General features: G+C 70.2%; 8 protein-coding genes and 1 riboswitch. Of the genes, 5 read left to right on the forward strand and 3 right to left on the reverse strand.

Annotated features, from left to right (window positions below; translation table 11 throughout):
* Positions 1-12: 12 nt before the first annotated feature.
* The 3 genes from secD to ACX80F_RS12780 all read left to right on the forward strand — a co-directional run bounded on the left by secD (position 13) and on the right by ACX80F_RS12780 (position 5,324).
* A complete protein-coding gene (gene secD / locus ACX80F_RS12770) occupies positions 13-1,758 on the forward strand; it encodes a protein translocase subunit SecD (RefSeq protein WP_459336779.1) in 1,746 nt (581 codons plus the stop codon).
* Positions 1,755-2,750 carry a protein translocase subunit SecF gene (gene secF / locus ACX80F_RS12775; RefSeq protein ID WP_459336780.1) on the forward strand — a complete coding sequence of 332 codons (996 nt, stop codon included), beginning with the start codon at positions 1,755-1,757 and terminating at the stop codon, positions 2,748-2,750. The genes secD and secF overlap by 4 nt, the downstream gene beginning before the upstream one ends.
* Positions 2,751-2,906: 156 nt before the next feature.
* A complete protein-coding gene (locus tag ACX80F_RS12780) occupies positions 2,907-5,324 on the forward strand; it encodes a RelA/SpoT family protein (RefSeq protein WP_459336781.1) in 2,418 nt (805 codons plus the stop codon).
* A gap of 58 nt (positions 5,325-5,382) precedes the next feature.
* Here ACX80F_RS12780 and ACX80F_RS12785 read toward each other — a convergent pair whose 3' ends face one another.
* Positions 5,383-6,051 (reverse strand): hypothetical protein, encoded by a 669-nt coding sequence (locus ACX80F_RS12785; RefSeq protein ID WP_459336782.1) that lies wholly within the window; start codon positions 6,049-6,051, stop codon positions 5,383-5,385.
* 96 nt (positions 6,052-6,147) lie between these two features.
* Positions 6,148-7,971 (reverse strand): DUF349 domain-containing protein, encoded by a 1,824-nt coding sequence (locus ACX80F_RS12790; RefSeq protein WP_459336783.1) that lies wholly within the window; start codon positions 7,969-7,971, stop codon positions 6,148-6,150.
* A gap of 379 nt (positions 7,972-8,350) precedes the next feature.
* On the opposite strand from ACX80F_RS12790, the gene hisS reads away from it, so the two are divergent.
* Complete coding sequence (gene hisS, locus ACX80F_RS12795) at positions 8,351-9,679, forward strand: histidine--tRNA ligase (protein WP_459336784.1); 1,329 nt, start codon at positions 8,351-8,353, stop codon at positions 9,677-9,679.
* 117 nt (positions 9,680-9,796) lie between these two features.
* Here the strand turns inward: hisS and ACX80F_RS12800 are convergent, their stop codons facing one another.
* Positions 9,797-11,065 (reverse strand): APC family permease, encoded by a 1,269-nt coding sequence (locus ACX80F_RS12800; protein WP_459336785.1) that lies wholly within the window; start codon positions 11,063-11,065, stop codon positions 9,797-9,799.
* Between the two features lie 177 nt (positions 11,066-11,242).
* On the opposite strand from ACX80F_RS12800, the gene aspS reads away from it, so the two are divergent.
* The gene (gene aspS, locus ACX80F_RS12805) at positions 11,243-13,030 is read left to right on the forward strand and encodes an aspartate--tRNA ligase (RefSeq protein WP_459336786.1); all 1,788 of its coding nucleotides are present in this window, start codon (positions 11,243-11,245) and stop codon (positions 13,028-13,030) included.
* Between the two features lie 183 nt (positions 13,031-13,213).
* A riboswitch (FMN riboswitch) is annotated at positions 13,214-13,355 on the forward strand.
* The last annotated feature ends 108 nt before the right edge of the window (positions 13,356-13,463 follow it).

The raw sequence follows: 13,463 nt of genomic DNA on the forward strand, positions 1-13,463 counted from the left end.
GGACTTCTCACCATGCCTCGTACCGGTCCCGGGACGGCAGCCAAGCGGACACTCGTCTGGCTGGGCGTACTGACAGCACTCCTCGCCACCCTGCTGGGAGCGGGCGCCCACTGGAGCACCGCGAGCTGGAGCCCGCGCCTGGCCCTCGACCTCGAGGGCGGCACCCAGATGATCCTGGCCCCCCGGGTCCAGGACGGCAGCGAGATCACCCCCGAACAGCTCGACCAGGCAGTGGAGATCATCCGCCAGCGCGTCGACGGATCCGGTGTCGCGGAAGCCGAGATCAGCACGCAGTCCGGCCAGAACGTGATCGTCTCGCTGCCCGGTACCCCCGACGCACAGACACGCGACCTCATCCAGGCGTCGGCCCAGATGGAGTTCCGCCCCGTCCTCGCCGGCGGGCCCGGCCAGGCCCCGGCCGCCGAGACCCCGACGCCCGAGGACCAGCTGCCGACGCCGGCCGCCGAGCCGCAGAACGCGAGCGATCCGAACTGGATCACCCCCGAGCTGTACCAGGAGTTCGAGGCCCTCAACTGCCTCGACCCGGCAGCGCTGGAGCCGGCTGAGGAGCCCGCGCCGGCCGACGAGCCGATGGTCGCGTGCGAACCGGACACCCAGGGCAAGTACATCCTCGGCCCCGTGGAGGTGCCGGGCACCGACATCACCACGGCGAGCTACGGGCTGCAACGCAGCCAGGGCGGCCAGGCGCTCAACAGCTGGGCCGTGAACATCGACTTCAACGACGAGGGCACCGAGACCTTCCGCGAGGTCACCGAGCGCCTCTACGCACTCGGTGAGGGCGACCCGCGCAACCAGTTCGCGATCGTCCTCGACGGCCGGATCGTGTCCGCGCCGACGACCAACGCCGTCATCCCCGACGGCAACCCCCAGATCAGCGGAAACTTCACGGAGGAGTCCGCGGCGGCCCTCGCGGAGCAGCTGAAGTACGGCGCGCTGCCGATCAGCTTCGAGATCCAGAGCGAACAGCAGATCTCCGCCACGCTGGGCGCCGATCAGCTGCGCCTCGGGCTCATCGCGGGGCTCATCGGCCTCCTCCTCGTCGCCGCCTACTCGATGTTCCAGTACCGGCTCCTCGGCCTGGTCACCATCGCCTCGCTCGTCGTCGCCGGCGTCCTGACCTATCTGGCCATCTGCATCCTCGGCTGGACGGAGAACTACCGTCTCTCGCTCGCCGGCGTCGCCGGCCTCATCGTCGCCATCGGCCAGACCGCCGACTCGTTCATCGTCTACTTCGAACGCATCCGCGACGAGCTCCGCGAGGGGCGCGGTCTCGTCTCCGCCGTCGAGAACGGCTGGCGGCGGGCCAAGCGCACCGTGCTCGCCTCGAAGGCCGTGAACCTGCTGGCCGCGCTCGTGCTCTACTTCGTCGCCGTCGGCAACGTCCGCGGGTTCGCGTTCACGCTCGGTCTCACCGCGATCGCCGACCTCATCGTCGTCTTCCTCTTCACCCACCCGGTCCTCCGCCTCCTCGCGAGGACGAAGTTCTTCGGTGAGGGCCACCCCTGGTCCGGCCTCGATCCGAGCCGGCTCGGCGGCATCCCGCTGTACCGGGGCGCCGGGCGCCTCCGCCAGCCGGGCGAGGGCACGGTCAAGCCGGTCGCCGTCGCGCGGACCAAGAACAAGGGTGCCTCGGCCGAGGCCGAGCGCCGCCTGACCATCGCCGAGCGTCGCCGTGCGGAACAGCAGAAGGCCCTCGCGGGCCGCACCGGTTCCACCCAGAAAGAGACCAACGAATGAGCCGCACGAACTTCGCCACCTTCGGCAACGAGCTGTACTCGGGGAAACGCTCCTACCCCTTCGTCGGCAAGCGGAACCTCTGGTTCCTCATCGCCGGTATCGCCCTCCTGATCTCGATCATCATCCCCGTGGTCAAGGGCGGCTTCAACCTCGGCATCGACTTCCGGGGCGGCTCGGAGTTCACCGTCTCCTCCACGCAGGACACGGATCCCGCGATCGGCGAACGGGCCGTGACCGACGTCGTCCCCGAAGCCGTCCCGCGCGTCACCAACATCGCGGGCGACACCATGCGCGTCCAGACGGAGCGCCTCTCGGACGACCAGACGCTGAGCGTGCGGGACAACCTGGCAAGCGGGTACGGGGTCGGTCAGGACGAGGTCACCTCGAGCTACGTGGGCCCCACATGGGGTGAGGACGTCAGCCGGCAGGCCCTCATCGGATTCGGGGTCTTCGTCCTCCTGGCCGCGATCCTCATGGCGCTCTACTTCCGCACCTGGAAAATGGCACTCGCCGCGATGGCCGCCCTGGTGGTGGTCATGGTCGTCACCGCCGGGCTCTACTCGCTGAGCGACTTCGAGGTCACGCCGTCGGCCATCATCGGCTTCCTGACGATCCTGAGCTACGCGCTCTACGACACCGTGGTGGTGTTCGACAAGATCCGCGAGAACACCGCGGACATCAAGACCTCCACGGAGCGGACCTTCGCCGAACAGGTCAACCTCGCGGTGAACCAGACGCTCGTCCGGTCCATCAACACCTCCGTCGTCGCGATCCTCCCGGTCGCCTCGATCCTGTTCATCGGGGCCTTCCTGCTCGGCGCCGGTACCCTCCAGGACCTCTCCCTCGCCCTGTTCATCGGCATCATCCTCGGCACCCTGGGCACCATCTTCATCGCCGCGCCGCTCTACGCCGCGCTCCGGCTCAACGAACCCGAACTGAAGCAGCAGGAGGAGCGGGTGCACGCGCGGCGCGCCCAGGCAGTTCCCGCCTGAGCGGACCACCGCCCCGGCACCGGCATCGGCCGCAGGCGGCCCGTCCGGGTCCCCTGGGGCCGATGCCGTTCTCCGCACGGCTAGAATTGGACCGTCGCATGACCGGTGGCATCGCGGGTCCTCGACGGGCCCGGGATCGAGATTGAGGGATGGCACATGGCTGAAGCGGTGAAGCCCACGGCAGGGCCGGACGGCGGCCCGGGCGCGCCCGGGGCGGGCGGGCAGGGTCCGATCGCCACGGACGCCGTGCGACCCGCAGCGTCCCGCGGACTCGTGCAGCCCGAATCTCCGACCTCCGCGCCGTCCGCGACGAGCGCCGACCAGGTGGCACCCGGCAGGCGCGGGCGGACCCGCGCGCGCATCGCCCGGCTCACCGGTCGTGGGTCCTCCGGCTACTCGCCCGTCCTCGAGCCGCTCCTGCGGACGGTCCGGGCCAACAACCCGAAGGAGGACCTCGACCTCATCCAGCGGGCCTACCTCGTCGCCGAGCGCAGCCACGAGGGGCAGACGCGCAAGAGCGGCGACCCGTACATCACCCATCCCGTCGCCGTCGCGACCATCCTCGCCGAACTGGGCATGACCGGTACCACGCTCGCGGCGGCCCTGCTTCACGACACCGTCGAGGACACCTCGTATACGCTCGAGGAGCTCAAGCGCGATTTCGGGCCCGAGGTGGCCATGCTCGTCGACGGCGTGACCAAGCTCGACAAGGTCTCCTTCGGTGACGCGGCGCAGGCCGAGACGGTCCGGAAGATGGTCGTCGCGATGGCGAAGGACATCCGGGTCCTCGTCATCAAACTCGCCGACCGGCTGCACAACGCCCGCACCTGGCGCTTCGTCTCGCCCGCCTCCTCCGCGAAGAAGGCACGCGAGACCCTCGAGATCTTCGCCCCGCTCGCCCACCGGCTGGGCATGAACACCATCAAGTGGGAGCTCGAGGACCTGTCCTTCGCGGCCCTGCACCCCAAGGTGTACGAGGAGATCGTCCGCATGGTGGGGGACAGGACCCCCGAGCGCGAGAAGCATCTCAGCCTCGTCCGGAACCAGATCGACGAGGATCTCCGTACCGTCAAGATCAAGGCGACGATCACGGGGCGGCCCAAGCACTACTACTCCATCTACCAGAAGATGATCGTCCGCGGTAAGGACTTCGACGACATCCACGACCTGATGGGCGTGCGCGTCCTGGTGGACAGTGTCCGGGACTGCTATGCGACCCTCGGCTCCCTGCACTCGCGCTGGAACCCCCTGCCCGGGCGGTTCAAGGACTACATCGCGATGCCGAAGTTCAACATGTACCAGTCGCTGCACACCACCGTGATCGGTCCGGGAGGCAAGCCCGTCGAGATCCAGATCAGGACCCACGACATGCATCGCCGCGCCGAGTACGGCGTCGCCGCCCACTGGAAGTACAAGAGCGGTGGCCGGCAGCTCGAGGCGCAGGACGGTGGGGACATGGGGTGGCTGCGCAGCCTCGTGGACTGGCAGCAGGAGACCTCGGACCCGAACGAATTCCTCGACTCCCTGCGGTTCGAGATCAATGCCGCGGAGGTCTTCGTCTTCACCCCCAAGGGCGAGGTGATGGCGTTGCCGGCCGGGTCGACGCCGGTGGACTTCGCCTACGCGGTGCACACCGAGGTGGGTCACCGGACCATCGGGGCGAGGGTCAACGGGAAACTCGTCCCCCTCAACAGCGCCCTCAATCACGGGGACTCGGTGGAGATCTTCACCTCGAAGGCCGAGGGGGCGGGTCCGAGCCAGGATTGGCAGGGCTTCGTCAAGAGCCCGCGCGCCCGGAACAAGATCCGGCAGTGGTTCACGAAGGAGCGGCGCGAGGAAGCCGTGGACAAGGGCAAGGACCTGCTGACGCGCGCCATGCGCAAGCAGAACCTGCCCCTGCAGCGCATGATGACGCACACCGCCCTGATGACCGTGGCGGAGGAACTCCACCACCAGGACATCTCGGCCCTGTACGCCGCCGTCGGTGACGGGCACACCTCCGCCCAGAACGTGATCGAGCACCTCGTCGCCCTGATGGGCGGGCACGAGGGTGCCGAGGAGAGCATCGCGGAGACCGTCGTGGCCACCCAGCCCCGGCGGCCCAAGTTCTCCGACTCCGGCGTGACCGTCCGCGGTGTCGGCGACGTCTGGGTGAAGCTGGCCCGCTGCTGCACCCCCGTCCCGCCCGATCCCATCATCGGGTTCGTTACGCGCGGCTCGGGTGTCTCCGTGCACCGGAACGACTGCCGGAATGTGCAGGAGCTGCGCGACCAGCCGGACCGCATCGTTCCGGTGGACTGGGCTCCGACGCAGTCGAGCGTGTTCCTCGTCGAGATCCAGGTCGAGGCCCTCGACCGCAAGAGCCTCCTCTCCGACGTCACGAGCGTGCTCGCCGAGAACCACGTGAACATCCTCGCCGCCAACGTGAACACGTCCTCGGACCGGGTGGCGATGTCCCGCTTCGCGTTCGAGATGGGCGACCCCAAATACCTCAGCCACGTCCTCAGTGCCGTCCGGCGCATCGACGGCGTGTTCGACGTCTACCGGACCACCGGCTCGCAGCGCCGACCCTGACGGCGGAACCGGGCGACCGCGGCTCCGGGGCCTGTCCCTCCGGCGTCCCGTGGGCGCCTCACCGTGTGGGGTCCCGTCCTCCGTGGTCCGCCGGGCGCCGGGCGGCCCGCACCCTCGACAGGGCACGGGTCTTCCCGGGCACCCGGGACGCATTGACGAGCGCGGCCTCCACGAGGCGGAGCGGGCAGTCCAGGCTCCGGTCCCCGCCAATCGCCCGCAGGATGCCCACCGCGTCGCGGTCCTCGCCATGCACCGCGATGTCCAGGGCCGTGCGGAGCGGCGTGGTCACGGGCACCCCGCCAACCCTGTTGACGTCGAACGGTCCGAGGGCCACCTGATGCATGACGGCGGGGGTGAACGGCGGCAGTGCCGTGGTCCGACGCCGGTGGTCCGTCACGAGGCTGATCACGGCCGGTGGAGATGCGCACCCGTAGACCCAGGCCGCGCAGGACCGGCCCAGTGCGACCCTCGGCCGTACCGACGAAGGGATGCTCCGGGCCGCGGCCTGCGCGCGGATGGCGGGATTCTCCCGGAAGTCGCTCCGGAGGTAGGACCCACCGATCACGAGACGCACGAGGCCCTCGAGACGCATGGCCTGCAGTTCCGGGGACGTGAAGATGTCCCCCGCGTGGAAGAGCGCGCCGCCGGTCGAGGTGACCGGAGGGTGCAGCGCTCCCGGGTACCGCTCGGGAGGAGCTGCGACGGAGGTGCTGTGCAGGGGGGCCATCACCTCAGCATGGGGACTGCCCCGCCCACGGAAAAGCCCTCCGGCGCCGATGTGGACAAGGGTGCCGGAGGGCTTCCGCCGCGTGCGGACGCTGCGCTAGGAGAAGTCCTGGGCCGACTTCTGCAGCATGTCGAGCCACTGTTCCCGGGCTGCCAGTGCTTCCCGGGCCGTGGCGATCTTCTTCGCATCACCGGCGCGTTCGGCGGCGGCGAGGTCGTCCTTGAGCTGGGCGATCGTCGCTTCGAGCTGGCTCAGGGCGCTGTTCGTACGCGCCTTGGTCTCCGGGTTCGTCTTGGTCCAGTGCTCGTCGTCGGCGGCCCTGACGGCGTCCTCCACCTTGCGGAGACCGGCGTCGATACGCCCCATGTCGGCGCGCGGCACCTTGCCCGCCTCGTCCCAGCGGTCGCGGACGGACTGCAGCGCCTTCTTCGCGGAGGCGAGGTCCCTGATCGGCAGGATCTGCTGGGCTTCCTTCAGCAGTGCTTCCTTGGCCACGAGATTGCCTGCGTACTCCTCGTCGACGGCTTCGTTCGCGGCCTTGCGGGCCTCGAAGAAACGGTCCTGGGCGGCGCGGAAGCGGGCCCACAGCGCGTCGTCGTCCTTGCGGCTGGCGCGCTTGGAGGCCTTCCATTCGTCCATCAGGTGCCGGTACTCGGCCGCGGTGTGGCCCCAGTCCGTCGACCCGGACAGCTGCTCTGCACGCTTGATCAGGGCTTCCTTGGCCTGCTTGGCCTCGGCGTTGTCACTGTCCAGCTGCGAGAAGTAGGCACGGCGGTGGCGGTCGAAGATGGTACGGGCAGAGCGGAAGCGCTTCCAGAGCGCGTCCTCCGTCCCTCGGCCCAGCCTCGGTCCGTTCTTCTGGGCAGCCTTCCAGAGCTCGAACAGCTCGTTCATCCGGGTGCTGCTGGCCTTCCACTGCACGGTGGACGGGTCGCGGCCGGCGAGCTCTTCCGCTTCCGCCACGATGGCCTCGCGGGCCGCGAGTTCCTTGGCCTTCAGTGCGTCGTGGACGGCCCGCTCGGCCTTCTCCAGGCCGGCGATGGCCTCCAGCAGCGCGTCGATGCGCGCCTCGAGAGCGAGAACGTCGCCGACCACCTTGCGTTCACCGATCTGCGCGCGCAGGTGCTTGGCCGTCTTCGCCATGTCCGACGCCGGTGCCTTGGCCTGCACCCGCTGCTCGAGGAGTGCCACCTGGCTGACGACGTCGTCGTACTTGCGCACGAAGTACGCGAGGGCCTCCTCGCGCGTCGCGTCCGGGTACTGGCCGACCGGATGCTCCTCGCCCTCGACGAGCAGGAAGACGTGGCCGTCCTCCTCGACGCGCGCGAACCTGCCGGCCTCGGCGAGGGGGGTGCTGTGGGCGACGGGGGCCGCCACCGGCGTCGCGGCCTTCTTCAGCGGGCGCGGGGCCATCGTCGTCGGAAGCGGCGGGCGGGGAGCGGACAGCGGGGGAGTGGGCGTGCTGACCGGCGCTGCCTCGGCGGCGACCGGCGGAGTCTCCACGGCAGCGTGGGCCGGGGCCGGAGCCTCATCCTCCGGAGCATCCGCGTGGGCGGCCTGGTCTGCCGGTGCCTCGTCGGCTGCCTGCTCTGCCGGTGCCTCGTCGGCTGCCTGCTCTGCCGAAGCCTCGTCGACGGCGACCGGCAGGGTGTCGACCGGCGCGTCCGCGGGGGCTGCGTGTTCCGCCGGGGCCTCATGGGCGGGAGCGGCTGCCAGTTCGGCTGGGGCCTCGTCGGCCGGCGTCGGGTCGACCGGCGCCGCTGCGTGGTCTGCCGACGCCTGGTCTGCCCGTGGGGATTCCTCTGCTCCTGCTCCGGGTCCTGCCGCTACGGGTGCTGCATCGGTACCGTCGCCTGCCGCAGCGTCCCGCTGCGAGTCCTGGCCGATGGTCGTGTCGTCGGATTGCTGACTGTCTGTCACCGCTAGAAGTCTTTCGCTCGTCGGATGGTCGTGAACCGCGCCACGGCCATTTCGTGCAGGGTCTCGGAGTCTATCGCTCACACCGACAGGGCAACGGCGGGACGTGCCTTCCGGCCGGTCTCGCTACGCACCCCGCCCCGACGTCACTACCGGGAACCTGCCCTGAGGCTACTTTACCCACTGGCCTGTGTTCCGCGGCATGGCGGGAGGGTTCCACGGCATCGCGGGAGGTACGCGTGCCGGGCAGAGCCGGCAGTCGCCGTCGGGCCCGGACTTTTCCCGCGGGGGGTGCCCTGCACCTAGGATTGAGGCCGCAGAACCGGACCGTCCCGTCGTCGGGACGAGGACCGGAAACCCCGCGCAGGAGGAGATCCCCCGCATGGCCCGCAAGGCATCACTGTCAGGCTTTCCCGAATGGCTCCCGGAGGAGCGCCTGGTCGAGCTCCACGTGCTCGAGGTGCTGCAGCGCACGTTCGAGCTCCACGGGTTCTCCAGCATCGAGACACGCGCCGTCGAGACGGTGGACCACCTCCTCCGCAAGGGTGAGATCGACAAGGAGGTCTACGCGGTCTCCCGCCTGCAGGCCGACGAGGCGTCCGCCTCCGAGAGCGGCCTGGCGCTCCACTACGACCTCACCGTGCCGTTCGCACGCTATGTCGTCGAGAACGCCGGTCACCTCGCCTTCCCTTTCCGCCGCTTCCAGATCCAGAAGTGCTGGCGCGGCGAGCGGCCGCAGGAGGGGCGCGCCCGTGAGTTCACGCAGGCGGACATCGACGTCGTCGGTGACGGCACGCTCCCGTTCCGGTACGACGTCGAGCTGGCCCTCGCCGTCGTCGAGGCGCTCGGCGCCCTGCCCATCCCCGACTTCACCCTGCGCGTGAACAACCGGAAGCTCGCGGAGGGGTTCTACCGGGCGATCGGGCTCACCGACACGGCGGCGGTGCTGCGCAGCATCGACAAGCTCGAGAAGATCGGCCCGGAGAAGGTAGGCGCGCTGCTGCGCGACGAGGTAGGAGCGGACGAGAAGCAGGTGCGCCTGGCCCTCGACCTCGCCGGGATCCGTACCCCCGACACGTCCTTCGTGGAGCGGGTCCGTGAGCTCGGCGTCACGAACGAGCTCCTCGAGGAGGGGCTCGAGGAGCTCCGGCAGGTCGTGGGGGAGGCGTCGCGGCGTGCGCCGGGCCGGGTGGTCGCGGACCTCAGCATCGCCCGCGGGCTCGACTACTACACCGGGACGGTCTACGAGACGGTGCTCGACGGGCACGAGGGGCTCGGCTCCATCTGCTCCGGCGGCCGCTACGATGCGCTCGCCCGCAAGGGCAACCGCACCTTCCCCGGCGTCGGTCTGTCCATCGGCGTCACCCGGATCGTCTCGCGGATCCTCAGCCAGGGCTTCGCGACGGTCTCGCGCGGGGTCCCGACGGCGGTCCTGGTGACGCTCGCGGACGACGACGCCTGGTCGCAGGCCCAGGACGTCGCGACGGCGCTCCGGGGCCGCGGCATCTCCGCCGAGGTGGCCGCGACGGCCGAGAAGTTCGGGAAGCAGATCAAGTTCGCGGACCGCCGCGGCATCCCGTTCGTCTGGTTCACCTCCACCGACGGCACGCACGAGGTGAAGGACATCCGGTCGGGCGACCAGGTCGCAGCCGACCCGTCCTCCTGGACACCCCCGGCCGATGACCTCCGGCCCGTCGTCGCCCGCGCCTGAGGCCCAGCGGGCCGGACCGCCGCGGCGGGCGTGCAGACCCGGCGGAACGTCACCGCGGGTCTGCACCGCCGCGCCGCGTGCACGCCTGCACGCGACCGGATGGTCGGCCGTGGTCCCTCAGACCGTGCGCCTGCGTCGGGCCAGGACCACAGCCCGCACGGCGACCCCGGCTGCGAGCACTGCGAGCATGGTCAGCACCGACGTCGCCGGCAGCGTGACGGCGAGTACCATGCAGGCCACCGCGCCGACGGCGTTGAGCCAGCGCGGGGCGTACCACTGCCGGTCGGCGAGCGTGAAAGCGGAGATGTTCGCGATCGCGTAGTACACGAGCACCCCGAAGCTGGAGAACCCGACGACGGTCAGGACGTCAGTGGCGAGCAGCAGCACCACGACGACGACGGCGGTCGCGACATCCGCCGCCCACGGCACCCCGAAACGCGTCGAGATACGCGAGAGCACCACCGGAAGATCCCTGGCGCGAGCCATCGCGAGGCTCGTGCGGCCCACGCCGGCGATCAGGGCGAGCAGCGCACCGAGACTCGCGAGCGCCGCCGCCCCGACGACCACGGCGTTCAGCACTCCGGCGGCCCCATCCGGCCGTGCCCCGGCGTCGACGACGTCCAGCAACGGCGCCGTCGACGCGGCGAGCGCCTCCGGGCCGAGCGCATGAAGCAGTGAGAGCGCCAGGAGCAGGTACAGCACGAGGGTGAACCCGAGGGCACCGAAGATCGCCCTCGGGATGTTCTGGCGGGGTTCCCGCACCTCCTCGCCCATGGTCGCAATACGCGCGTAGCCGGCGAAGGCGAAGAAGAGCAGGGCCGCGGCCTGCAGGACGCCGCCCGGCCCGCCGGGGACGTCGGACCCGGCGACGGCCGCGGGGGCTGCGGGAGCGGTGAACGCCACGACGACGACGAACGCCAGGACCGGCACGACGAGCGAGACGACCGCGCGCGTCGCGAGGGCCGTCCGCGTGACCCCGAGGAGGTTCACCACCGTCAACCCGACGACGGCGGCCACGGCAGCTGCCTTCTCCGCACCCGGTGCCGCATACAGGCCGAATGTGAGGGCCATCGCCGCGCAGGACGCCAGTTTGCCGGTGACGAACCCCCACCCGGCGAGGAACCCGGGCCAGTGCCCGAGCTGCTCCCGGCCGTACACGTAGGTCCCTCCGCTGGAGGGGTAATGGACAGCGAGCGAGGCTGTCGCCGCGGCGTTGCAGTAGGCGACGAAGCCGGCGATGACGACCGCGAGGGGCAGCAACACCCCCGCCGAGGCACTGGCGGGCGAGAAGACGACGAAGGCGCCGGCACCGATCATCGCGCCGACACCGACCGTGGTGGCATCGAAGCCGCCCATCGCGCGGCGCAGTCCCGGGGGCTGGGTCATGGTCCTCCTCGACGGTCCGGGAACCCGGTGGCTCCGGCACGGTATGGTCCCGCCGCGCGGTGGTCGCGGACGGGCTGTCCGGCCGGTCCGAACCGGACCGGTAAAGTTGGACGGGTTTGCACCAACTCTAGGCAGGCGAGCTCGCCTGCGACTCATCGAACTGTGGGAAGGAATGCTGTGCTCCGCACGCATGAACTCGGCTCGCTTCGGCCCGAGCACGTAGGACAAACGGTCACCCTGGCGGGATGGGTCGCCCGTCGCCGGGATCACGGCGGTGTCGCGTTCCTCGACCTCCGGGATGCCTCCGGCGTCGCGCAGGTCGTCGTCCGCGAGGAGGACGTCTTCTCGTCCCTGCGCAACGAGTACGTCCTGCAGATCGTCGGCGAGGTCCAGCAGCGCCCCGAGGGCAACGAGAACCCGGCCCTCCCCACCGGCGCCATCGAGGTCATCGCACACACCGTGACCATCCTCAACACCTCGGACCCCCTGCCGTTCCAGATCGACGAGCACGTCGAGGTGGGCGAGGAGGCACGGCTGCGCCACCGCTACCTCGACCTCCGCCGCCCGGGCCCCCAGGCCAACCTGCGCCTCCGGTCCGAGGCCAGTCGGATTGCCCGCGAGCTGCTGCACGCGGACGGGTTCGTGGAGATCGAGACCCCCACCCTGACACGCTCCACGCCCGAGGGTGCCCGCGACTTCCTCGTGCCCGCGCGCCTCGCGCCCGGCTCCTGGTACGCCCTCCCGCAGTCCCCGCAGCTGTTCAAGCAGCTCCTGCAGGTCGGCGGGTTCGAGAAGTACTACCAGCTGGCCCGCTGCTACCGCGACGAGGACTTCCGGGCGGACCGCCAGCCCGAGTTCACCCAGCTCGACATCGAGGCCAGTTTCGTGGAGGAGGACGACATCATCGCCCTCGGCGAGCAGCTCGTCGCCGCGCTCTGGAAGCTCATCGACGTCGAGATCCCCCTACCCATCCGCCGCATGACCTATGCCGAGGCGATGGCCAGATACGGCTCGGACAAGCCGGATCTCCGCTTCGGGCTCGAGCTCACCGAGCTGACCGAGTTCTTCAAGGACACCGGCTTCGGCGTCTTCAAGGCCCCCTATGTCGGTGCCGTCGTCATGCCCGGTGGGGCATCCCAGCCACGCCGACAGCTGGACGCCTGGCAGGAATGGGCGAAGCAGCGCGGGGCGAAAGGCCTCGCCTACGTCCTCATCGACGACGACGGCAGCCTCCGCGGCCCCGTCGCCAAGAACCTCACCGACGCCGAGCGCGAGGGCTTGGCCGCCGCGACCGGGGCGAACCCGGGCGACTGCATCTTCTTCGCGGCCGGTGACCGGTCGTCGTCGCGCGCCATCCTCGGTGCCGCCCGGGTCGAGATCGGCCGGCGCACGGGGCTCATCGCCGAGGGTGACTGGGCGTTCGTGTGGATCGTCGACGCGCCCATGTTCGAACCTGCCTCCGCCGCGGTCGCCGCGGGCGACGTCGCCGTCGGGGGTGGCGCGTGGACGGCTGTCCACCACGCCTTCACCTCCCCGAAGCCCGAGTTCCTCGACACGTTCGACACCGATCCGGAGAACGCCGTCGCCTACGCCTACGACATCGTGTGCAACGGCAACGAGCTCGGCGGCGGATCCATCCGAATTCACCAGCGCGACGTCCAGGAACGCGTGTTCGCGGTCATGGGCATCAGCAAGGAGGAAGCACAGGAGAAGTTCGGATTCCTGCTCGAGGGCTTCAAGTACGGCGCGCCTCCGCACGGCGGGATCGCCCTGGGCTGGGACCGGGTGGTCTCGCTCCTCGCGGGCACCGACTCCATCCGCGACGTCATCGCATTCCCGAAGTCCGGCGGCGGCTTCGACCCCCTGACCGCGGCCCCGGCGCCCATCACCGCGCAGCAGCGCAGGGAGGCCGGCGTCGACGCCAAGCCGAAGACCGACGCGACGCCGAAGGCCGCCGAGGGCTGACCTCCGGCTCCCCTCCGGAGGCGTGCAGTCGTGGCGGGTGCGGATCGCTGACACCCGCCACAGCTGTACCCGGAGATGCCCCCGGTGGATGCACTCGGTGGACGCCTCCGCGCCGCTTCGCTGTCGGACGAATTGTGACCGATCACCGGCAGCCGCCGTGGGGCTGTGGAATAATCCTCGGAGTACGTGCTCCGGGGTCGGTGTAAGTCCGAACCGGCGGTGATAGTCCGCGACCCGCTCAACGTCCCGCACCCGCGGGACGGCGGCGGTTGAGCCGGTGGAATTCCGGGACCGACAGTTAAAGTCTGGATGGGAGAAGCACGAACAGCAGGGACTTGCCGCTGCCCTTCGCCGGGCCGCGGCATCTGTCGTGGCAGCAGCCGCGACGGGAGGTCTCTCCTGCTGCCGTTGCCCGGAGCCGTCGACTCGGTGA

Source organism: Arthrobacter sp. TMS2-4 (assembly GCF_054511075.1).

Excerpts from the sequence above, each read along its gene's own strand:
- secD (WP_459336779.1), top strand. The coding sequence starts at position 13 with ATGCCTCGTACCGGTCCCGGGACGGCAGCCAAGCGGACACTCGTCTGG.
- secF (WP_459336780.1), top strand. The coding sequence starts at position 1,755 with ATGAGCCGCACGAACTTCGCCACCTTCGGCAACGAGCTGTACTCGGGG.
- ACX80F_RS12780 (WP_459336781.1), top strand. The coding sequence starts at position 2,907 with ATGGCTGAAGCGGTGAAGCCCACGGCAGGGCCGGACGGCGGCCCGGGC.
- ACX80F_RS12785 (WP_459336782.1), bottom strand. The coding sequence starts at position 6,051 with ATGGCCCCCCTGCACAGCACCTCCGTCGCAGCTCCTCCCGAGCGGTAC.
- hisS (WP_459336784.1), top strand. The coding sequence starts at position 8,351 with ATGGCCCGCAAGGCATCACTGTCAGGCTTTCCCGAATGGCTCCCGGAG.
- ACX80F_RS12800 (WP_459336785.1), bottom strand. The coding sequence starts at position 11,065 with ATGACCCAGCCCCCGGGACTGCGCCGCGCGATGGGCGGCTTCGATGCC.